Source organism: Pseudomonas sp. NPDC089743, from assembly GCF_044748785.1.
In the GTDB taxonomy this organism is placed as follows: Bacteria; Pseudomonadota; Gammaproteobacteria; order Pseudomonadales; family Pseudomonadaceae; genus Aquipseudomonas; species Aquipseudomonas putida_X.
In genome coordinates, this window is record NZ_JBIVGS010000018.1 from 53,004 (window position 1) to 75,003 (window position 22,000).

18 protein-coding genes, 2 tRNA genes and 1 pseudogene are annotated in these 22,000 nt (G+C 60.7%); 17 read left to right on the forward strand and 4 right to left on the reverse strand.

Annotation, left to right across the window (positions count from 1 at the left end):
- The 9 genes and pseudogenes from miaA to ACIPZC_RS23070 all read left to right on the forward strand — a co-directional run bounded on the left by miaA (position 1) and on the right by ACIPZC_RS23070 (position 9,738).
- Positions 1 to 972 (forward strand): tRNA (adenosine(37)-N6)-dimethylallyltransferase MiaA, encoded by a 972-nt coding sequence (gene miaA / locus ACIPZC_RS23030; RefSeq protein WP_241806247.1) that lies wholly within the window; start codon positions 1 to 3, stop codon positions 970 to 972.
- Positions 973 to 1,066: 94 nt separating this feature from the next.
- On the forward strand, positions 1,067 to 1,327 hold the full coding sequence (hfq, locus tag ACIPZC_RS23035; RefSeq protein ID WP_003258160.1) for an RNA chaperone Hfq: 261 nt from the start codon (positions 1,067 to 1,069) through the stop codon (positions 1,325 to 1,327).
- Between the two features lie 12 nt (positions 1,328 to 1,339).
- Positions 1,340 to 2,641, forward strand: a complete 1,302-nt coding sequence (gene hflX / locus ACIPZC_RS23040; protein WP_267819103.1) for a ribosome rescue GTPase HflX — start codon at positions 1,340 to 1,342, stop codon at positions 2,639 to 2,641.
- Between the two features lie 96 nt (positions 2,642 to 2,737).
- Positions 2,738 to 3,919 (forward strand): FtsH protease activity modulator HflK, encoded by a 1,182-nt coding sequence (hflK, locus tag ACIPZC_RS23045; RefSeq protein ID WP_267819101.1) that lies wholly within the window; start codon positions 2,738 to 2,740, stop codon positions 3,917 to 3,919.
- Entirely contained in the window at positions 3,919 to 4,788 is an 870-nt protein-coding gene (gene hflC, locus ACIPZC_RS23050; protein ID WP_241806244.1) for a protease modulator HflC, read from the forward strand. The genes hflK and hflC overlap by 1 nt, the downstream gene beginning before the upstream one ends.
- A 290-nt stretch (positions 4,789 to 5,078) precedes the next feature.
- Positions 5,079 to 6,266, forward strand: a complete 1,188-nt coding sequence (locus tag ACIPZC_RS23055) for an ATP phosphoribosyltransferase regulatory subunit (RefSeq protein WP_400629742.1) — start codon at positions 5,079 to 5,081, stop codon at positions 6,264 to 6,266.
- A 56-nt stretch (positions 6,267 to 6,322) separates the two neighbouring features.
- Positions 6,323 to 7,615: an adenylosuccinate synthase gene (locus ACIPZC_RS23060; protein WP_241806242.1), complete on the forward strand. Its 1,293-nt coding sequence runs from the start codon at positions 6,323 to 6,325 to the stop codon at positions 7,613 to 7,615.
- A gap of 1,088 nt (positions 7,616 to 8,703) precedes the next feature.
- A pseudogene (locus ACIPZC_RS23065) lies at positions 8,704 to 8,832 on the forward strand (hypothetical protein); the annotation flags it as partial.
- Between the two features lie 201 nt (positions 8,833 to 9,033).
- Positions 9,034 to 9,738 (forward strand): methyl-accepting chemotaxis protein, encoded by a 705-nt coding sequence (locus ACIPZC_RS23070; RefSeq protein ID WP_400629786.1) that lies wholly within the window; start codon positions 9,034 to 9,036, stop codon positions 9,736 to 9,738.
- Between the two features lie 1,634 nt (positions 9,739 to 11,372).
- On the opposite strand, the gene ACIPZC_RS23075 is transcribed toward ACIPZC_RS23070, so the two are convergent.
- From ACIPZC_RS23075 to ACIPZC_RS23090, 4 genes are all read right to left on the reverse strand, one after another.
- Positions 11,373 to 12,938 carry an ABC transporter permease gene (locus tag ACIPZC_RS23075; protein WP_400629744.1) on the reverse strand — a complete coding sequence of 522 codons (1,566 nt, stop codon included), beginning with the start codon at positions 12,936 to 12,938 and terminating at the stop codon, positions 11,373 to 11,375.
- Positions 12,938 to 13,951, reverse strand: coding sequence for an extracellular solute-binding protein (locus ACIPZC_RS23080; protein ID WP_241806238.1), 1,014 nt, complete (start codon positions 13,949 to 13,951; stop codon positions 12,938 to 12,940). Before ACIPZC_RS23080 ends, ACIPZC_RS23075 begins: the two co-directional genes overlap by 1 nt.
- 183 nt (positions 13,952 to 14,134) lie before the next feature.
- Positions 14,135 to 14,221, reverse strand: a tRNA-Leu gene (locus ACIPZC_RS23085).
- A gap of 86 nt (positions 14,222 to 14,307) precedes the next feature.
- Positions 14,308 to 14,394, reverse strand: a tRNA-Leu gene (locus tag ACIPZC_RS23090).
- A gap of 20 nt (positions 14,395 to 14,414) precedes the next feature.
- Between ACIPZC_RS23090 and ACIPZC_RS23095 the strand changes: the two genes are divergently transcribed.
- From ACIPZC_RS23095 to dnaB, 8 genes are all read left to right on the forward strand, one after another.
- Entirely contained in the window at positions 14,415 to 14,666 is a 252-nt protein-coding gene (locus ACIPZC_RS23095; protein ID WP_400629747.1) for a hypothetical protein, read from the forward strand.
- Positions 14,666 to 17,254, forward strand: a complete 2,589-nt coding sequence (gene rnr, locus ACIPZC_RS23100; protein ID WP_241806237.1) for a ribonuclease R — start codon at positions 14,666 to 14,668, stop codon at positions 17,252 to 17,254. Before ACIPZC_RS23095 ends, rnr begins: the two co-directional genes overlap by 1 nt.
- Positions 17,251 to 17,997: a 23S rRNA (guanosine(2251)-2'-O)-methyltransferase RlmB gene (gene rlmB, locus ACIPZC_RS23105; protein ID WP_012316466.1), complete on the forward strand. Its 747-nt coding sequence runs from the start codon at positions 17,251 to 17,253 to the stop codon at positions 17,995 to 17,997. Before rnr ends, rlmB begins: the two co-directional genes overlap by 4 nt.
- A gap of 354 nt (positions 17,998 to 18,351) precedes the next feature.
- Positions 18,352 to 18,777, forward strand: a complete 426-nt coding sequence (gene rpsF, locus ACIPZC_RS23110; RefSeq protein WP_003249557.1) for a 30S ribosomal protein S6 — start codon at positions 18,352 to 18,354, stop codon at positions 18,775 to 18,777.
- Between the two features lie 28 nt (positions 18,778 to 18,805).
- Positions 18,806 to 19,036 carry a 30S ribosomal protein S18 gene (gene rpsR / locus ACIPZC_RS23115; RefSeq protein ID WP_003249563.1) on the forward strand — a complete coding sequence of 77 codons (231 nt, stop codon included), beginning with the start codon at positions 18,806 to 18,808 and terminating at the stop codon, positions 19,034 to 19,036.
- A 33-nt stretch (positions 19,037 to 19,069) separates the two neighbouring features.
- Positions 19,070 to 19,933, forward strand: coding sequence for a hypothetical protein (locus tag ACIPZC_RS23120; protein WP_241806236.1), 864 nt, complete (start codon positions 19,070 to 19,072; stop codon positions 19,931 to 19,933).
- A 20-nt stretch (positions 19,934 to 19,953) separates the two neighbouring features.
- Positions 19,954 to 20,400, forward strand: a complete 447-nt coding sequence (rplI, locus tag ACIPZC_RS23125) for a 50S ribosomal protein L9 (protein ID WP_012316464.1) — start codon at positions 19,954 to 19,956, stop codon at positions 20,398 to 20,400.
- A gap of 113 nt (positions 20,401 to 20,513) precedes the next feature.
- Positions 20,514 to 21,911 carry a replicative DNA helicase gene (gene dnaB, locus ACIPZC_RS23130; protein WP_241806235.1) on the forward strand — a complete coding sequence of 466 codons (1,398 nt, stop codon included), beginning with the start codon at positions 20,514 to 20,516 and terminating at the stop codon, positions 21,909 to 21,911.
- The last annotated feature ends 89 nt before the right edge of the window (positions 21,912 to 22,000 follow it).

Consider the following 22,000-nt stretch of genomic DNA (forward strand, 5'->3'; position numbering starts at 1 on the left):
ATGAGCGGCAAGCCCCCAGCAATATTCCTCATGGGCCCGACGGCGGCCGGCAAGACCGACCTTGCCATCGAGCTGACCAAGGTCTTGCCCTGCGAGCTGATCAGCGTCGACTCGGCGCTGGTCTACCGCGGCATGGACATCGGCAGCGCCAAACCCTCAAAAGAGGTTTTGGCTGCCCACCCACATCGTCTTATCGATATTCGCGACCCTGCCGAGAGTTACTCGGCTGCGCAGTTTCGCACCGATGCCCTTCAGGCCATGGCCGAGATCACCGCGCGAGGCAAAGTCCCGCTGCTGGTGGGCGGCACCATGCTCTACTACAAGGCCTTGATCGATGGCCTGGCGGACATGCCGCCCGCCGATGCCGGGGTGCGAGCCGCGCTCGAGGCCCAGGCGCAGGCGCTGGGTTCGGCCGAGCTGCATCGCCAGCTCGCCGAAGTGGACCCGGAGTCCGCCGCACGCATCCACCCCAACGACCCTCAGCGCCTGATCCGTGCGCTGGAGGTCTACCAGGTGAGTGGCGAGAGCATGACAGCCCATCGCCAGCGTCAATTCGCGGAAAGTAGCGGCGCAGACGCATGCGCTGGTGGGCATTTGCCCTATACTGTCGCGAGTTTGGCGATTGCTCCCACAGATCGTCACATTTTGCATCAGCGAATTGCGTTACGATTTTCGCAGATGCTGGAACAGGGCTTCGTCGACGAGGTCCGATCGCTGCGAGCCAGAAGTGACTTGCACGCCGGGCTGCCGTCTATACGGGCAGTGGGGTATCGGCAGGTCTGGGACTACCTCGACGGCAAGCTGACTGAGAATGAGATGCGAGAACGCGGTATCATTGCTACTCGCCAGCTGGCCAAGCGGCAGTTCACCTGGTTGCGCGGTTGGTCCGACGTGCACTGGCTCGACAGCCTGGCCTGCGACAATCTGTCCCGCACCTTGAAATACCTTGGGGCCATCTCCATATTGAGCTGAGTCCCTGCTGATTGCCGTCTATTCTTGCGAAGGGGCGGCCTAACTTATCGATTTTTCTGATTTTCTACTATTTATCCTTACAGGAGTGCGGCATATGTCAAAAGGGCATTCGCTACAAGACCCTTACTTGAACACCTTGAGAAAAGAAAAGGTCCCGGTTTCGATCTATCTGGTCAATGGGATCAAGCTGCAGGGCTCGATCGAATCGTTCGACCAATTCGTGGTGCTGTTGAAAAACACTGTCAGCCAGATGGTCTACAAGCACGCGATTTCGACCGTGGTTCCAGCCCGTCCGGTTCGCCTGCCAAGCCCGTCCGATTCCGAACACGGCGACAGCGAACCAGGCAACGCCTGATAGGAGCCTGCATTGTTCTTTGAGCGCCACGGTGGTGGTGAGCGGGCGCTGCTCGTTCACTTGGAAGGTCAGAACCCTGAGGCGCGCGAAGACCCGCAGGAGTTTCAGGAACTGGCATTGTCGGCCGGAGCCGACATCGTCTCGCTGGTCACAGTGGCAAGGCATCAGCCTACCGCCAAATACCTGATTGGCAGCGGCAAGGTCGAGGAACTGCGCGACCTGGTCAAAGCCGAACAGGTAGATCTGGTGATTTTCAATCACACCCTCACGCCCAGCCAGGAACGTAACCTCGAACGCGTCTTCGAGTGTCGCGTGCTTGACCGTACCGGGCTTATTCTCGACATCTTCGCCCAACGGGCGCGTACCCATGAAGGCAAGCTGCAGGTCGAACTGGCCCAGCTCGAGCACATGAGCACGCGGCTGGTGCGCGGCTGGACCCACCTTGAGCGTCAGAAGGGTGGTATCGGTATGCGCGGCCCGGGTGAAACCCAGCTGGAAACCGACCGGCGTCTGCTGCGGGTGCGCCTGCGCCAGATCAAGTCACGCCTGGAAAAGGTTCGCAGCCAGCGTGAGCAGGCTCGCCGGGGCCGTCGGCGCGCGGATATTCCGTCGGTATCGCTGGTGGGCTACACCAACGCGGGCAAGTCCACGCTGTTCAACGCCCTGACCGAATCCGATGTGTACGCTGCCGACCAATTGTTCGCCACCCTCGACCCGACCCTGCGCCGGCTCCAGCTCGACGACCTTGGGCCAATCGTGCTGGCTGACACCGTTGGCTTCATTCGTCACCTTCCGCACAAGCTGGTCGAGGCATTTCGGGCTACGCTCGAAGAGTCGAGCAACTCCGACCTGCTGCTGCATGTGATCGATGCCCATGAGCCCGAGCGCATGGAGCAGATCGAGCAGGTGCTGGCAGTATTGGGCGAGATCGGTGCCGAAGGCTTGCCGATACTCGAGGTCTATAACAAACTCGACCTGCTTGAAGATGTCGAGCCGCAGATCCAGCGCAATGCCGATGGCAAGCCGGAGCGGGTCTGGGTATCGGCTCGAGATGGTCGTGGCCTGGACCTTGTAGGTCAGGCCATTGCCGAATTGCTGGGGGATGATCTTTTTGTCGGTACCCTGTGCCTGGAGCAGCGTTTTGCCCGCTTGCGCGCGCAATTCTTTGCCTTGGGTGCGGTGCAGAGTGAAGAGCATGACGAAGAAGGGCGCAGCCTGCTGAGTGTGCGATTGCCCAGGGTCGAGTTGAATCGCCTGGTCAGCCGCGAAGGCATGGAGCCGCAAGTGTTTGTCGAGCAACACACTTTGCAATAAATGCCCGTCGAGGTCGTCGGGCAGCAGTGGCAGGCATTCTGTAGCATTGGACGGCGCGCCGTGGGCGCGTCTTTGCTTTATCAGATGGAGAGCGCTATGGCTTGGAACGAGCCGGGTGGCAACTCGAACAATCAGGATCCCTGGGGCGGTCGCCGCGGTGGTGGTGGCGGCGGTGGCGATAAAAAAGGCCCGCCGGATCTGGACGAGGCCTTCCGCAAACTGCAGGACAGCCTTAATGGCATGTTCGGCAGCGGCAAGAAACGTGGCGGCGGTGACCGCAATGTCGGCAAGGGTGGCGGCTACGGCCTGCTGGGCATCGGCCTGGCGGTACTGGCTGCCATCTGGCTGTACAGCGCCGTGTATGTGGTCGACGAGCAGGAGCAGGCCGTTGTGCTGCGCTTCGGCAAGTACTATGAAACGGTCGGTCCCGGCCTGAACATCTACTTCCCGCCGATCGATCGCAAGTACATGGAAAACGTCACGCGTGAGCGTGCCTACACCAAGCAGGGCCAGATGCTCACCGAAGACGAGAACATCGTCGAGGTGCCACTGACCGTCCAGTACAAGATCACCAACCTGCAGGACTTCGTGCTCAACGTCGACCAGCCCGAGGTGAGCCTGCAGCATGCCACCGAAAGCGCCCTGCGCCACGTGGTGGGCTCCACCTCGATGGACCAGGTGTTGACCGAGGGTCGTGAGCAGATGGCCGTGGATATCCGCGAACGTCTGCAGCGCTTCCTCGACAACTACCGTACCGGTATCACTGTCACCCAGGTCAACGTCCAGAGCGCGGCGGCCCCGCGTGAAGTGCAGGAAGCCTTCGACGACGTGATCCGTGCCCGTGAAGACGAACAGCGTGCCCGTAACCAGGCCGAATCCTACGCCAATGGCGTGGTGCCGGAAGCCCGTGGTCAGGCGCAACGCATCATCGAGGACGCCAACGGTTACCGCGACGAAGTCATCGCCCGCGCCAAGGGTGAGGCTGACCGCTTTACCAAGCTGCTCGCCGAGTACCGCAAGGCCCCTGACGTAACCCGTCAGCGTCTGTATCTGGAGACCATGCAAGAGGTCTACAGCAACACCAGCAAAGTCATGGTGGCAACCAAGGATGGGCAGAACAACCTGCTCTATCTGCCGCTGGACAAGATGGTCGAAAGCGGTCGCAACAAGTCCGCGCCGGCTACCAGTGTGTCGCCATCGGCCAATGATGCGGCCGCACGTGCGGCGCAGGACCTGCAACAGCAACAGCAGCAGATGCGCACTAGGGAGAGCCGCTGATGAGCAATAAATCGCTGATCGCCCTGATCGCAGCTGTGGTGCTGGCTGTCGTGGCCTGGAACAGCTTCTACATCGTGGCCCAGACCGAACGTGCGGTACTGCTGCAATTCGGCCGTGTGGTCCAGGCGGATGTCCAGCCTGGCTTGCATGTGAAGATTCCTTATGTGAACCAGGTGCGCAGGTTCGACGCCCGCCTGATGACCCTCGACGCCCCGACCCAGCGGTTCCTGACCCTGGAGAAGAAAGCGGTGATGGTCGACGCCTACGCCAAGTGGCGTGTTCAGGATGCCGAGCGTTTCTATACCGCGACTTCCGGTCTCAAGCAGATCGCCGATGAGCGTCTGTCTCGTCGTCTGGAAAGCGGCCTGCGTGACCAGTTCGGTAAACGTACCCTGCACGAAGTGGTGTCCGGTGAGCGCGATGCGCTGATGGCTGATATCACCGCATCGCTGAACCGCATGGCCAGCAAGGAGCTGGGTATCGAGGTGGTCGATGTGCGCGTCAAGGCCATCGACCTGCCGAAGGAAGTCAACCGCAGCGTGTTCGACCGTATGAGCACCGAGCGTGAGCGGGAAGCCCGCGAGCATCGTGCCAAGGGTAACGAGCTGGCAGAGGGTATCCGTGCCGATGCCGACCGTCAGCGCCGCGTGCTGCTGGCCGAAGCCTATCGTGAGGCGGAAGAAACCCGTGGTGATGGTGATGCCCAGTCGGCCGCCATCTATGCCAAGGCCTACACCCAGGACGCCGATTTCTATGCGTTCTACCGTAGCCTTCAGGCATACCGCGACAGCTTCTCCAGCAAGAGCGATGTGCTGGTCCTGGATCCGAAGAACGAGTTCTTCCGCTTCCTGGACAAGAGCAAGCCCTGATGCTCTGATCGGGAAGTGCCCCGCCTGGCAGCTAAAACACCAGGCGGGGTGCATCCTGATTAAAAAGGGGTGTATGATGAGGCAGCCGGGAAATTTCCCGGCTTTTTTGCGTCTGCAAGGTTGATTGGCAAAGCGCCAGTTGACGGTTTGGTCAGTTCGCAAGGCAATTCGAGGGTATTGGGTACGGTGGCGGCGCTGGGATCAGTGCTGCCTGCTGCTGTGCGCCAATGCCTGCTTTACTGACGGCTCGCCTGCAGGCAAGCCGCCCGGACCAGAGGGGAAATGGCGTAATGGCAACGGTAGACCGCTGGCTACTGCCAGATGGCATCGAGGAAGTACTGCCACCTGAGGCTGCGCGTATCGAGATCGCGCGTCGTCAGGTGTTGGACCTGTTCCAGAGTTGGGGCTACGAACTGGTCGTCACCCCGCATATCGAGTACCTGGAGTCGCTGCTTACCGGCGCCGGCCAGGACCTGGATCAGCGCACCTTCAAGGTGGTCGACCCGCAGTCCGGTCGCCTGATGGGCTTCCGTGCCGACTTTACCCCGCAGGTGGCGCGCATCGACGCCCACACCCTGCGCCGCGAAGGCCCGAGCCGGCTGTGCTATGCCGGCAGTGTGCTGCACGCCCAGCCGCGTGCCCTGTCCACCTCGCGCAGCCCGATCCAGCTGGGTGCCGAGTTGTACGGCGACGCCAGCCCTACCAGTGATGTCGAAGTCATCAGCCTGATGCTCGCCACGCTGCAACTGACCGACGTCGCGGATGTGCACATGGATCTCGGCCATGTCGGCATCTACCGTGGCCTGGCGCGCGCCGCCGGGTTGTCCGGTGCAGTCGAACAGCAGCTGTTCGATGCCCTGCAGCGCAAGTCGGTCGATGAAGTGCAGGCACTGACTGCCGACTTGCCGAAAGACCTGAGCAACATGCTGCGCGCGCTGGTCGAGCTGTGCGGTGGCCGCGAAGTGCTGGCCGAAGCCCGTGTGCGCCTGGGCCGCGCCCCAGCCAGCGTGCTGGCGGCGCTGGATGACCTGCTGGCGATAGCTGATCGCCTGGCGTCGCGCTACCCGGACCTGCCGCTGTATTTCGATCTTGGCGAGCTGCGTGGCTACAACTACCACACCGGTGTGGTGTTCGCCGTGTTCGTGCCTGGCGAAGGTCAATCGATCGCCCAGGGCGGGCGCTACGACGACATCGGCGCAGATTTCGGCCGGGCCCGCCCGGCCACGGGTTTCTCCACGGATTTGAAGACCCTGGTCACACTGGGGCGAGCGGAGGTCGTATTGCCAACTGGCGGCATCTGGATGCCCGACAGTGGTGACGCGGCCCTCTGGCAGCAGGTCTGCCAGTTGCGCAACGAGGGCCAGCGTGTGGTTCAGGCTCTGCCTGGCCAGCCGTTGAGTGCTGCTCTCGAGGCGGATTGTGATCGGCAATTGATTCAGCAAGACGGGCGCTGGCAGGTTCTGCCGCTGACCCATTGAGTTTCTGCGTCGGCAGTAGGCCGGCAACCAAGTTTGCGTGAATGAGGACCAATGTAATGGGTAAGAATGTCGTCGTCCTGGGCACCCAGTGGGGTGATGAGGGCAAAGGCAAGATCGTCGATCTGCTGACCGAACATGCTGCCGCCGTAGTGCGCTACCAGGGTGGCCACAATGCTGGCCACACGCTGGTGATCAACGGTGAAAAAACCGTTCTGCACCTGATCCCGTCCGGCATCCTGCGCGAAGGCGTGCAGTGCCTGATCGGCAACGGCGTGGTCGTTGCGCCCGATGCCCTGATGCGTGAAATCACCAAGCTGGAAGAGAAGGGCGTACCGGTGCGTGAGCGCCTGCGCATCAGCCCGGCTGCTCCGCTGATCCTGTCGTACCACGTAGCCTTGGACCAGGCCCGCGAGAAAGCCCGTGGCGAAGCCAAGATCGGCACCACCGGCCGCGGTATCGGCCCAGCCTACGAAGACAAGGTCGCCCGTCGCGGCCTGCGCGTCGGCGACCTGTTCCACCGTGAGCGTTTTGCCGCCAAGCTCGGTGAGCTGCTGGACTACCACAACTTCCAGCTGGTCAATTACTACAAAGAGCCGGCCATCGACTTCCAGCAGACGCTGGACGAGTGCATGGAATACGCCGAGCTGCTCAAGCCGATGATGCTCGACGTGACCGCCGAGCTGCACAACCTGCGTCGTGCCGGCAAGGACATCATGTTCGAAGGCGCCCAGGGTTCGCTGCTGGACATCGACCACGGTACCTACCCGTACGTCACCAGCTCCAACACCACTGCTGGCGGTATCTCCACCGGTTCCGGCGTTGGCCCGATGTACCTGGACTACATCCTGGGTATCACCAAGGCCTACACCACGCGCGTGGGTTCCGGTCCGTTCCCGACCGAACTGTTCGACGAAACCGGTGCCGGCCTGGCCAAGCGTGGTCACGAGTTTGGCTCGACCACTGGCCGTGCCCGTCGTTGCGGCTGGTTCGATGCCGTCATCCTGCGTCGCGCCATCGACGTCAACAGCATCTCGGGTATCTGCCTGACCAAGCTGGACGTACTGGACGGCATGGAAACCATCAACATCTGTGTTGGCTACAAGGACGCAAACGGCGCCGTTAACGATGCCCCGTCCGACGCCGACAGCTACATCGGCCTGGAGCCGGTGTACGAAACGATGCCAGGCTGGAGCGAGTCGACCGTGGGCGCCAAGTCCCTGGAAGCCCTGCCAGAAGCTGCTCGCGCTTACATCAAGCGCATCGAGGAGCTGGTTGGCGCGCCGATCGATATCATCTCCACCGGCCCGGACCGCAACGAGACCATCGTGCTGCGTCATCCGTTCGCCTGATCTGCCACAGGCTGATCTGACGCCGCGCTCTTGAAAGAGAGCGCGGCGTTTTTGCATCGGCTTGGTGCTAATAGCACCGCTGCTCAACCTTGGCGTTTATCCCTGCTGTGCCCGGCACAACCCTTGCTGTAAGAAGTTTCTGTAGATGCCATCAAAATAATGGCGCCAGAAAGCACGAGGGTTTTACCGTGTCTGCCATCCTCTCACTGTTACGAAGCCGCCTCTTGCGGCCTGTGTTTGTTGCCCTTGGTATCGCCCTTTTGGTGCAGGTGATGGTCGCCGTTGCGCTGACCCGAAGCACTGTCACTGCCCTTGAGGCCGACTTGGGCGAGCGCCTGGGCAGCGATAGCCGTAAGCTTGCCAGCGAGCTTGAGCAAGCTGGGCAGGACGTACGCGCCGGCCTCGACAGCCTCTCCAGCAGTACGCGACAGCGCCTGAGTGCCGGGCTGTCCGAGCGGCTGCAAACTGAGCAGCAGCAACTGCGCGCTACACTGGAAAAAAACCTCAAGGACTCGGCCAACGACATGGCCCAACTGCTGGCATCGGTCGCCCCGCGGGCTATCTGGGACAACGATGTGCCGGTGCTTTCAGACTTCGCGCGTCGGGCCCAGCGCAACCCCAACGTCCTGTTCGTGATTTATGACGACGCCCAGGGTCAGCACCTGACCCGCTACCTGAATCGACAGAACCCGATCAACCAGGCCTTGATGGAAAAGGGCCAGGGTGAGCGGGCCTTGGACAAGGTACTGGATGCCGCTCGCCGCGACCCTTCGGTGTACTTCGTCGAAGCCTCGATCAGCCCCAACGGCGCGGAAATCGGCAAGGTACTGATGGGGGTATCCACTGCCGGTGTCGATCAGGAGCTCAACGCCCTGGACCAGCGCTTCGCTGCCTTGATCACGAGTGCAGAGCAGCTGGTGGGCGACAGCCTCGGTGCCGCCGCAGCCGACAGCGGCAAGGCCCTGCGCGAGCGCCTGGAAACCGCACAGGGCAGTGCCACGGCGATGCAGGCCAATACCGCACAAACCGTGCGCCACGCTGCCGCAGAGCTGCGTTGGCGCATCGGGCTGGGTCTTGTGGTGGTAGGGATGGGTGTTTTGCTGGTAGTGGCCTTGGTGCTAGGCCGTCGGGTGCTCAGTAAGCTGCGCCTGCTGATCACCGCACTCAACGATTTGGCTGCAGGTGAAGGTGACCTGACCAAGCGCGTCAACCTCGACAGTCGCGACGAGATTGGTGACATGGCCTCAGCGGTCAACCGCTTCGTCGACAAGTTGCAGCCGATTGTCCGCGAGGCGGGCGAGGTGGCACAGCGTACGGGGGTCGAGATTGACAGCATGACCCAGCGCAATGCTGGCGCCGATGCTGCCGCCGCACTGCAACGCGACGAAGTGGCCGCCAGCCTGCGCGACCTGTCGAGCATGGCCGATGAGGCCCAGGCTGAAAGCCACGCCATGCAGGCGGCGCTGCAGCAGGTGGTCGACATCCGGCAAGCGACCGATGAGAACAGCCGCGCGTCAACCCAATTGGCCGGCATGATCGAGAACCTGGCAGGCCAAGTCGAAACCGGCTCGCAGGTGATCGAACGGCTGGCCAGGCAGAGCGAGCAAATCGAGGTGGTGCTGACCGTGATTCACGGCATCGCCGAACAGACCAACCTTTTGGCGCTCAACGCCGCCATCGAGGCCGCGCGTGCCGGCGAAACCGGGCGCGGCTTCGCCGTGGTGGCCGACGAGGTGCGAGCACTGGCGAGCAAGACGCAAAGCTCGACCGGTGATATTCAGGCCCATATCGCAGCGCTGCAGAAGGGCGCCAAGGAGGCGGTGGCAACCATCGGCCAGGCAGGTCTGAAGGCCAGTGAAGGCCTGTCGGTGCTGCGCGAGAACGAGCGCCGGCAGCAGTCGGTGCAGGCGGCAGTGGAGCAGGTGCATGCCGCAATCGGGCTGGCCACGCGGGCCGCTGAGCAGCAAGCGCATGGGGCGCAGGCGGTGCGTGGGCGGGTTGAGAATATCCATGCTCAGGCAGAGCGTTCGGCAGAAGTGGTGATGCAAACCACAGCGAGCAGCAAGGTGCTGGATGACTTGGCGGCGCAGTTGCGGGCGAGCCTGGGGCAATTCCGCGCCTGATCATGCGAATCAAGGCTTGAGGAGAAGCTGTCTTGCTTAAAATTCGAAAGGCTGTGCGCCCCCTGGGAGCAACTGTCTGGCTCAACTTCTAAAAGTTGCCGCAATCCAAGTGGGAGCCGGCTTGCCGGCGATGGGCCGCAAAGCGGCCCCAAATGCTCGCTGGCCCCGTCGAGCGCGCTCGGGCTATCACAGCTCGGCTATGGGGGCTGCTGCGCAGCCCATCGCCGGCAAGCCGGCTCCCACCGCGACCGCGCAGTTCCTCAAGCCTGCGGAGCAAACACCCGGAGTCCGTCAAAAAGACGCTAGTGGAGGTTGATCAGTTGCATAGAGTCCCACTTGGGTGGTGGCTCATTAAGCCAGATATGTCGAGACCAGCGCCCTGGCCGGTAGGATTTCTGGTAGTGCCGGTGGTGGGCTCGTGGGAGGCGCGTTGCTAAGCTCTGTGTGGGGGGGTGGAATTCCCTTAGCAGGATTTGGAGGGGTAACATGCGTCGTAATTGGGGCGGCCGTGGGTGGGAAGTATGGAGGGGATTACGGTGGTGAGTGGATGGGCGGTCTGGGGGAGGTGATTTATGAGAGTGTACGAGAGTGAGTTCCGTAGCAATGACAGTGATCGCGTCTATCCTAATAGCTTGTATGGGGGGCAGCGTGTGCATGATGGTTTATTTGGCTTGTCGTTATGTAAAGGATATTGAAGCGGCCCTGTCTAAATGCAGTTATATTCAGAGTAATAAGGATAACTTTTCATCGGCCGGACTTGTTGGGAAGGTGATGCGGACCTGCCTGGCGGCAAACATGCTTATGATTCCGGGGTTGTTCATTCGAAAAGGTGTGGCAGACGTTTCGGATGTAGAGAGCTTCCCAGAGCCTATTAAAAAAATCCTACTACCATCGTGGCTGGGGCTCGTATTGTCGACGATCTTGTTCTTTGCCTTCAATTGGATAATAAGAGTTTTAACGTGAACCAATGATGTAGCCTCAAGTGCTCAGGCTGTTTTCCCAAATCGCTTGGTAGAAAGGCTGAGTGCGTCGAGAGGAGTTCGCTAGTTGCGGGCTTGAGAGTGGGCGATTGGTGGATATGTCGGGGCGTATGGAGGCAATATTTGTTGCTGTAGGTATTCCCGCCGATGGAATGGCAAGTTCCGCATGCGTAATATTGCAAATGTCGCTGGAGAAGAGGAGGGGAGGTTTTGTATGAGGCAGTGCGATGAGTAACTTGCACCTGGCGGTGCTCGGTGTGGCTGTGCTCATTTCTCCGTTTTTGATGTTTGGTGTGTGGTTTTTTTTAGTGTATCGATATTTGGATCGTATCGAATCAATCTTATCAAATAGTCGAATGGTGGCTGTGAATAGAGAAATTTATTCTCATGCTGGGTTGCTCGGGAAAGTCATGCGGTTAGGGTCGATTTCTGCAATGCTATCTCTGAAATATTTCAGCATCCGAAAGAATCTATTGGCTAGCGATGACGTTAGTAAAGTTCCCATCGATCTGCAGAGGCTGTTAGTGGGCTTGTGGAATATACAAATTCTTCTGATTGCATTGATCGTTCTGTTTTTTGTTTGGATAGAGTACTGGAGGTAAGCTCCTGTGTGTCGTTCGAAAATCCAGGCTGCTTGGCAGCCTGGACAGGTTCTCACGCCTTGTTCAAATACATCCGCGTCGTGAGCAGATATACCGGCAATCCCGAAACCAAGATCAACAACGCTGCATAAGGCGCCGCCGCCGCGAACTCGACGTTGGCAGTATGCGCCCAGACCTCGGTGGCCAGGGTGGTCATGCCAGTGGGGCTGAGCAGCAGGGTGGCCGTCAGTTCCTTCATGGCATCGAGGAATACCAGTGCGAAGGCGGCCGCCAAGGCTGGGAAGATGATCGGCAAGGTCACCCGGCAAAACGCCGCGAAGCTGCTTGCACCCAAGGTGCGGGCCGCCTCTTCGAGTGTCGGTGAGGCTTTGTTCAGGGCGGTGCGCACCGGCGCTTGGGCCAGTGGCAGGAACAGCAACGCATAAGCCAGCAGCAAAAGCGCAGTGGTCTGGTACAGCGCCGGCACGTAGTGCAGGGCGAACACCACCAGCGTCAGTGCAATCACCAGGCCGGGCAGGGCGTGCAGCAGGTAGGGCAGACGCTCAGCCCAGATCGCCAGGCGGCCTTTGTAGCGCACCACCAGGAAACTCACCGGCAGCGCCAGCAGCACACAGAAACCTGCGCCCCCCAGCGATACTGACAGCGAGGTGAGCAGCGCCTTGCTGATCGCCGCGACCGGGAACGCCGCCGACGAACCCACGCTTAACCAGTAGCCGAGCATGGCCAGCGGAATCCCGCTACCCAGTATCGCCAGCGCCACGCAGAACAGCTGCGCCAGTGGCATCCATCCGCCCAGGCGCATCGGCTGCGCACGGCGTGCCACACCTTGGCCGATGCGCACGTGGCGCGCCTTGCCACGCACTTTCAGCTCCAGCCAGAGCATCGCCAGGCACAGCGCCAGCAGCACTGCCGAGAGCATGGCGGCGTTTGCGTTGCTGAACTCCAGTTCGAACTGTTGATAGATCGCCGTGGTGAAGGTCTGCAGGCCCAGGATCGACAAGGCGCCGAACTCCACCAGCATGTGCAGGGCAATCAGCAATGCGCCGCCGAGCATCGACGGCCACAGCAGCGGCAGGGTGACCTTGGTGAACACGCCCCAGCGGCTGCAGCCCAGCGTGCGCGCCGACTCTTCAAGCGAAGTGTCGAGGTTGCGCAGCGTGGCAGCCACCGGCAGGAATATAAGTGGGTACTTGGACAGGGCCATGACCAGAATGGCCCCGCCCAGCCCCTCGAAGTCCGAGCTCAGCGACACCCAGGTAAAGCTGCTGACGAACGATGGTACGGCGAATGGCAGGCACAGCACTACGCCCCACAGGCGACGGCCTGGCAGATTGCTGCGTTCGAGCAGCCACGCCAGCGCCAGGCCAACCACCATGCACGCCACCGTCACCCCGACCATCAGCATCAGGGTGTTGCGCATCAGGCCCCAGACGAACGGGCGCCAGAGCAGGTGCAGGGCTTCACGCCAGCCGGCTTCCCAGGTTTTCATCGCGACGTACAGCAATGGCAGCAAGCTCATTGCAACCAGAAACAGTACAGGCAGCACCACCCAGATGGAGGGGCGCTTGCGGCGCGGTACGAAGCGTACCGGCACCGGATCGGACAGGGCGGCGGTCATCAGAGCAGGCCGACCTCACGTTCAAGCTCCAGCGCTTCCTCGGCATTGCCCAGGTCGGCCGGCGAGATTTTCGGCGGGCGCAGGTCTTCGAACGGCTTCAGTCCACGGTCGGACACCATGCCTTTGTGCAGCGGGTATTCAGCAGTGGTCTGAGTGATCACGCGCTGACCTTCTTCGCTGGCCATCCAGTTGAGCAGCGCCTGAGCTTCCTTCGGGTGCTTGCTGGCCTTGACCGCAGCGGCGCCGGAGATAGTCACCAGGTTGCCGGCGTCACCGTCGGCCAGGTAGTACAGCTTGGAGTCCAGTTTGCCGCGCTCACGCTCCAGGGCGTACCAGTAGTAGTTGTTCACCAGCACGGCGGCGACTTCGCCTTTTTCCACGGCTTTCAGGGCGACCATATTGTTGGTGTAGGTCTTGCCGAAGGCTTTCAGGCCGGTAAGCCATTCTTCGGTGGCTTCACGGCCGTGCATCTTGAGGATGGCAACAGCCTGTTCCTGGAAGGCACCGCTGGTCGGTACGAAACCGACCTTGCCGTCCCACTCGGGGTTGGCGAAATCCATTACCGTGGTCGGCAGGTCTTTCTCGTCGATCTTCTTCGGGTTGAACACCACCACGCGGGTACGCGCGGTCACGCCCATCCAGGAACCGTTGGCGGCAACGTATTCTTTGGGCAGCATGTTCAGCGTGGCGTCATCGATCTTCGCCAGCAAACCCAGCTCGCCCAGGTTGTTCAGCGGCGGCGATTCTTCGGTGTAGATGATGTCGGCCGGCGAGCGGTCGCCTTCTTCGATGATCTGGCTGGCGAGCTGGTTGCTGCTGCCTTTGCGAATATTGATATGGATGCCGGTCTTGGCCTCATAGGCCTTGGCGATAGCTTCGCCGATTTCCTTGTGCTGACCGTTGTACATGGTCAGTGTGACCGGCTCGTCTGCCATGGCGGCCGGGGCGCCCACCACCAGGCTAAGAACAGCGGCGGCCAAGGTGCGCATCAGCGGTTGCGGACGGATCGTCATGCGGGTACTTCCTCGCTTACGGCTACATATTTGGAAACAATGGTAAACGAAATCGTTTCTCAAGTGGCCGTGTGACGAGAAATTCATGGTCAGCCCATCGTCGGATGGTTCGCCATGCAGGGGAGGGCTGAAACAAAATCGCAGGCAAGAAAAAACCCACTAGCAAGCTAGTGGGTTTTTGTATGGTGCCCAGGAGAAGACTCGAACTTCCACGACCGTTAAGTCACTGATACCTGAAACCAGCGCGTCTACCAATTCCGCCACCTGGGCAAAGCTTTACATCATCTGATGAAGGCGACTATCGTTCGCTTCACACAGTAGTAACAGATCCTTGGTCATCTGTTACTTGAAATACTTGGTGCCCAGGAGAAGACTCGAACTTCCACGACCTTGCGGTCACTGATACCTGAAACCAGCGCGTCTACCAATTCCGCCACCTGGGCACACATTCGAGATAAAAAAGATGCTTTACAGCGCCGTTCATCTCTACTACAACTTCGGGGTTGTCCGTCGTTGTGGTGCGCACTATACGGACGCTCCCAAGGGCTGTAAAGCCCCTGATCAAAAAAAAATTCAAAAATTCAACCTGTTGATTCCACACGCCTATTGCCGCACTGCGGACATGCTGCTGGGGCTGTCCAAGCCCGACATTTCCGGTTTCAATAGGCCTATGCCAGAATTCATATCTATATACCCCAAGGTGAACCCCTTCTGATGGCCGATTGGCAATCCCTCGATCCCGAGGCCGCTCGCGAAGCGGAAAAATACGACAACCCTATCCCCAGCCGTGAGCTGATCCTGCAGCGCCTTGCCGACCGTGGCGAACCGGCCGCGCGCGAGGAGCTGGCGGCCGAGTTCGGTCTTTACGAAGAAGACCAGATCGAAGCCCTGCGCCGCCGCCTGCGCGCCATGGAGCGTGACGGCCAACTTATCTATACCCGGCGCGGCACCTACGCCCCGGTCGACAAACTGGACCTGATCTGCGGCCGGATCTCCGGCCACCGCGACGGTTTCGGTTTCCTCATCCCTGACGATGGCAGCGACGACCTGTTCCTCAGCCCGTCGCAAATGCGCCTGGTATTCGATGGCGACCGTGCCTTGGCGCGTGTCTCGGGGCTCGACCGTCGTGGCCGGCGTGAAGGTGTGCTGGTAGAGGTCATTTCCCGCGGCCACGAAAGCGTGGTCGGCCGCTATTTCGAAGAGGGCGGTATCGGCTATGTGACGCCGGACAACCCCAAGATCCAGCAGGAAGTGCTGGTGACCGCGGGCCGTAACGGTGGTGCCAAGATCGGCCAGTTCGTCGAAATCAAGATCACCCACTGGCCAACCCCGCGGTTCCAGCCCCAAGGCGATGTGGTCGAAGTGATCGGCAACTACATGGCGCCGGGCATGGAAATCGATGTCGCCCTGCGCAGCTATGACATCCCGCACGTCTGGCCCCAGGATGTGATCAAAGAGGCGCGCAAGTTCCGCTCCGAAGTCGAAGAGAAGGACAAGGAAAAGCGCATCGACCTGCGCCACTTGCCCTTCGTCACCATCGACGGCGAGGATGCCCGCGACTTCGACGACGCTGTTTATTGTGAGCCGCTTGGCAAGCTGCGGCTGTTCTCCGGTGGCTGGCGCCTCTATGTGGCCATCGCTGACGTGTCCAGCTACGTGCGTCTGGGCTCTGCCCTGGATGTCGAGGCGCAGCAGCGTGGCAACTCGGTGTACTTCCCTGAGCGCGTTGTACCGATGCTTCCCGAGGAGCTGTCCAACGGATTGTGCTCGCTGAACCCGCACGTCGATCGTCTGGCCATGGTCTGCGAAATGACCATGAACAAGGCCGGCCAGATGGTCGACTACCAGTTCTACGAAGGGGTGATCCACTCCCATGCCCGCCTGACCTACAACAAGGTCAGCAGCATGCTCGAGCATGCCCGCACCCGTGAGGGCAAGGCGCTGCGCGAGGAGTACAAGGAAGTCCTGCCAGACCTGAAGAACCTGTACAACCTGTACAAGGTGCTGCTGGATGCCCGTCACGCCCGCGGCGCCATTGATTTCGAAACTCAGGAAACCCGCATCATCTTCGGTGAGGAGCGCAAGATCGCGGAAATCCGCCCGACCGTGCGCAACGATGCCCACAAGCTGATCGAAGAATGCATGCTGGCGGCCAACGTCGCCACGGCCGAGTTCCTCAACAAGCATGGCGTGCCGGCGCTGTACCGCGTGCACGATGGCCCGCCACCGGAGCGCCTTGAAAAGCTGCGTGCCTTCCTGGGCGAGCTGGGCCTTAGCCTGCACAAAGGCAAAGACCCTTCGCCCAAGGACTACCAGGCACTGCTTGCAAGCATCGCCGGGCGCCCGGATTTCCACCTGATCCAGACGGTGATGCTGCGTTCGCTGAGCCAGGCGGTGTACAGCACCGACAACAACGGCCACTTCGGTTTGAACTACGAGGCGTACACGCACTTTACCTCGCCGATCCGTCGCTATCCGGACCTGCTGGTGCACCGCGCCATCCGCAGCGTCATCCGTTCCAAGGTCGATACTCCGCACGTCAAGCGTGCCGGCGCCATGAGCATTCCCAAGGCGCGTATCTATCCGTACGACGTGAACACGCTCGACCAGCTCGGCGAGCAGTGCTCCATGACCGAGCGCCGCGCCGACGAAGCCACCCGTGACGTGGTCAACTGGCTCAAGTGCGAATTCATGAAAGACCGCGTGGGCGAGACCTTCCCTGGCGTGATCACCGCGGTCACCGGTTTCGGGCTGTTTGTCGAACTGACCGATATCTACGTCGAAGGCCTGGTGCACGTCAGTGCGCTGCCGGGTGACTACTACCACTTCGACCCGGTGCATCACCGCTTGTCGGGTGAACGTACCGGGCGCAGCTTCCGTCTGGGCGACACCATCGAGGTCAAGGTCATGCGCGTTGATCTTGATGAGCGCAAGATCGACTTCGAAGTGTCCGAGCAGCAGCTCGCCGCGCCGATTGGCCGCAAGAACCGTGGTGCTGCACCGGTTGCAGGCGCTGCAGAAAAAGCCGAGCAGCAGCCGGCGGTGGAGGCCCGGGCTACCCCGAAACCGCGCAGCCGCAAGAGCGAGGCCGCCGAGGCTTATTTCCCGAAAGACGCCGTGCAGCGTAACGCCGAAGTGCGCAAAAGCCGCGAAATGAAGAAGGCGCTGATGACCGACGCGCGCACTGGCGGCCACGCTGGCAGCAAGTCGGACAAAGGCGGCAAGCCCTCCGGCAAGCCCACCAAGCACCGTAAAGGCCCACCGAAGTCCGGTGCGCCGCGCAAGAGCAAGAACAAGTCATGAGTCAGCTGGAAAAAATCTACGGCGTGCATGCCGTGCAAGCGCTGCTGCAGCACCACCCGAAGCGGGTCAAGCAGATCTGGCTGTCGGAAGGGCGCAGTGAGCCTCGCATCCAGGCGTTGCTGGCATTGGCCGCAGAAAACCGTGTGCAAGTCGGCCAGGCCGAGCGCCGTGAGCTGGATGCCTGGGTCGAGGGTGTCCACCAGGGCGTGGTTGCCGAGGTCAGCCCAAGCCAGGTGTGGGGCGAGTTGATGCTCGAGGAGTTGCTCGAGCGCACCGAAACGCCACCGCTGATCCTGGTGCTGGACGGTGTCACCGATCCGCACAACCTTGGCGCCTGCCTGCGCACCGCCGATGCTGCCGGGGCTACGGCAGTGGTAGTGCCCAAGGACAAATCCGCGACGCTGACGCCGGTGGTGCGCAAAGTGGCCTGCGGCGCAGCGGAAGTGATTCCGCTGGTGGCCGTGACCAACCTGGCGCGCACCCTGGAGAAACTTCAGCAGCGTGGCCTGTGGGTGGTGGGTACGGCCGGTGAGGCCGAGCAAGAGATCTATCAGCAGGACCTGACCGGCCCGCTGGTGATGATCATGGGCGCCGAAGGCAAGGGCATGCGCCGCCTGACCCGTGAGCACTGCGATTTTCTGGTCAAGTTGCCAATGTCGGGCAGCGTCAGCAGCCTGAACGTTTCGGTGGCTACGGGCGTTTGCCTGTTCGAGGCAGTGCGCCAGCGTCAGGCCAAACGCTGATCTTGCGCCTGTAAGGCGCCATCACCGCCAAGCCGGCACTCCACGGGTACTGCCATAGGTTCGATGCCTGTGGTGGTCCGGTGGCAGCAACTGTCGTGCTCAACGTCTAATAGCTGGCGCGATCCCTGTGGAAGCCGGCTGGCCGGCGATGAAGGGCGTGTAGGTCTAAAGTGTTTCCGGCTGTTCAAATAATCGCCAATCACCTTGCTTGTGCGCACCGCCTTCTCTACAATTGCGCCCCTTGCCGAGCTGGCAGGTGCGCATGTGCCTCCCCTCCATGGCAAGACATACAGTGTCATTCACTCCTTGTCTGACCAGATACGCTGGCAGACTACTAACCCGTAAGGAGCATTCATGCGTCATTACGAAATCATCTTCCTGGTTCACCCGGACCAGAGCGAGCAAGTCGGCGGCATGGTTGAGCGTTACACCAAGCTGATCGAAGAAGATGGTGGCAAGATCCACCGCCTGGAAGATTGGGGCCGTCGTCAACTGGCCTACGCAATCAACAATGTTCACAAGGCTCACTACGTGATGCTGAACGTTGAGTGCACCGGCAAGGCCCTGGCCGAGCTGGAAGACAACTTCCGCTACAACGATGCCGTGATCCGTAACCTGGTCATCCGTCGCGACGAAGCCGTAACCGGTCAGTCCGAGATGCTGAAGGCCGAAGAGAACCGCAGCGAGCGCCGTGAGCGTCGTGAGCGTCCTGAGCATGCTGACTCCGCCGAAGGCGACGACAGCAATGACAGCGACTCCAGCGATAACGCTGACGAGTAATCCACGGACCTTTTGAGGAGCCTATTACATGGCACGTTTCTTCCGTCGTCGTAAATTCTGCCGCTTCACTGCTGAAGACGTGAAAGAGATCGACTTCAAAGATCTCAACACCCTGAAAGCTTACGTATCCGAAACCGGCAAAATCGTTCCAAGCCGTATCACCGGTACCAAAGCTCGTTATCAGCGTCAGCTGGCTACCGCTATCAAGCGCGCCCGCTTCCTGGCCCTGCTGCCCTACACCGACAGCCACGGCCGCTGAGACCGGGTCGTCGACAAGTAGTAAGGGATAAGCATGCGAGCGTTGGCTGATTTCATCATGCGCGGTCGTGTGCAGGCCACCTTGGTGGTGGTCGTGAGTGCGGTATTACCGCTGCTGTTCTGGTTGAGTGCCGCTGCCGGGAGCCTTGTGCTGCTGCGGCGCGGGTTCAAGGACGCTTCAACGGTCATCGCTTTCGGCCTTTTGCCGGCGGTGGCCATATGGGCCTTCGGTGATCCAAGCACCTTGCTGGTGCTGGTGGGAACACTGGGGCTGGCCGCCTTGTTGCGTGCCGGGCATTCCTGGAGCCGGGTGTTGTTGTCCAGTGTTGTGTTGGGGTTGGTTTACAGCCTCATCCTGGACGCGGTACTGCGCGAAACCTTCGAGGTGTTGGCCAAGGCGCTTTCCGAAGCGCTGCCGCAAGTCGAAGGCAAGCCAGTCATTCCCGGTGAGCTGATCGGCCCTGTGCTGGTCGCTTCCACAGCGGTGATGTTGCAGTTGTTCAGTGTGCTGGCTTTGATGCTGGCGCGTTATTGGCAAGCAGCGTTGTACAACCCTGGAGGCTTCGGTCGCGAGTTTCGCGCCCTGAAGTTGCCGCGGGCAGTCATGCTGGCTCTGGTTGCCGCGATGGTGTTGGGTCCGTTCATCGGCCCGCAGTTCATCGTCCTGGCTTCCGCGTCCAGCCTGGTGCTCGTCCTGGCCGGCATCGCCTTGATGCATGGGCTGGTGGCACAGGGTCGACTGGCCGGTTTCTGGCTGGTCGGCATGTATGTAACGCTGCCGCTGATAATGCAGCTGATTTATCCGTTGCTCGTGGTTTTGGCCATTGTCGACAGCCTGATTGATTTTCGCGGTCGCAAGTCCCCTGAGGGAAATGACTCCGCGAACGGTGAAGGTTAAAAGTTAAGAGGTTTTACCAAATGGAACTGATCCTGCTGGAAAAAGTCGCTAACCTGGGCAACCTGGGCGACAAAGTTAAGGTTAAGGCTGGTTACGGCCGTAACTTCCTGCTGCCATTCGGCAAGGCCACCGTTGCCAACGCCGCCAACCTGGCTGCGTTCGAAGAGCGTCGCGCCGAGCTGGAAAAAGCAGCTGCTGACCGTAAATCGTCGGCTGAAAGCCGCGCTGCCCAACTGGCCGAGCTGGAAGTGACCATCACTGCCACCGCTGGCGACGAAGGCAAGCTGTTCGGTTCGATCGGCACCCACGACATCGCTGACGCCCTGACCGCCTCCGGCGTTGAAGTGGCCAAAGCTGAAGTTCGTCTGCCGAACGGCACCATCCGTCAGGTTGGCGAATACGACGTAGCCGTGCACCTGCACAGCGACGTTGAAGCCACTGTACGTGTGGTCGTCGTAGCAGCCTAAGCTGCGCTGACTGGGTAGCTCCTTGCGGGCTGCCCGGTTAACATCGGGCACGTCCTGTTTCTGAACAGGCCGTGCCCTTTGTCTTTTTCATCCTCCAGAATTTTTTCGTGGCCATGAACGAGATCACCAATCCCGAACAGCTAGACCTGCAAACCGCTGCCCTCAAGGTGCCGCCGCATTCCATCGAGGCCGAACAGGCCGTGCTCGGTGGCCTGATGCTGGACAACAACGCCTGGGAGCGGGTGCTGGATCAGGTGTCGGATGGCGATTTCTATCGGCATGACCACCGCCTGATCTTCCGTGCCGTGCACAAGCTGGCCGACGCCAACCAGCCGTTCGACGTCGTTACCCTGCATGAGCAACTGGACAAGGAAGGTTTGTCGACCCAGGTTGGCGGCCTGGCGTACCTGGCAGAGCTTGCCAAGAACACCCCGTCGGTTGCCAACATCAAGGCCTACGCCGCGATCATTCGCGAGCGGGCAACGTTGCGCCAGCTGATCAGCATCAGTACCGACATCGCCGACAACGCCTTCAACCCGCAAGGGCGCAATGCCGCCGAAATCCTCGACGATGCCGAACGGCAGATCTTCCAGATCGCCGAGGCGCGGCCCAAAACCGGCGGCCCGGTTGGGGTAAACGAACTGTTGACCCTGGCTATCGACCGGATCGACACGCTGTTCAACTCCGACAGCGATATCACCGGTGTTTCCACAGGTTTCACCGACCTGGACGAGAAAACCAGCGGCCTGCAGCCTGCCGACCTGGTCATCGTGGCCGGCCGTCCTTCGATGGGTAAGACCACCTTCGCCATGAACCTGGTTGAAAACGCCGTGTTGCGTACCGACAAGGCGGTGTTGGTGTTCTCCCTCGAGATGCCAGGTGAATCGCTGATCATGCGTATGCTCTCGTCCCTGGGCCGCATCGACCAGACCAAGGTGCGGTCCGGTCAGTTGGACGATGACGACTGGCCGCGCCTGACGTCGGCGGTCAACCTGCTCAACGACCGCAAGCTGTTCATCGACGATACCGCCGGTATCAGCCCTTCGGAGATGCGGGCCCGTACCCGCCGCCTGGCGCGTGAGCACGGCGAGATCGCCATGATCATGGTCGACTACTTGCAGCTGATGCAGATCCCGGGTTCGGCCGGTGACAACCGTACCAACGAAATCTCCGAGATCTCCCGCTCGCTAAAGGCCCTGGCGAAGGAATTCAACTGCCCGGTCATCGCCCTTTCGCAGCTCAACCGCTCTTTGGAACAACGCCCGAACAAGCGCCCGGTCAACTCCGACTTGCGTGAATCCGGTGCGATCGAGCAGGACGCCGACGTGATCATGTTCGTGTACCGGGATGAGGTGTACCACCCGGAGACCGAGCACAAGGGCGTCGCCGAAATCATTATCGGCAAGCAGCGTAACGGCCCCATCGGCTTCGTTCGCCTGGCGTTCATCGGCAAGTACACCCGCTTCGAGAACCTCGCACCGGGCATGTACAACTTCGACGACGACGAATAGAAGTCTACGCGGGTATCACAGTTCACTAGCGTATGAATCCGACGGCTATCGTCGGATTTGGTCAAAATTTGTGCTATATTTCGCGCCCG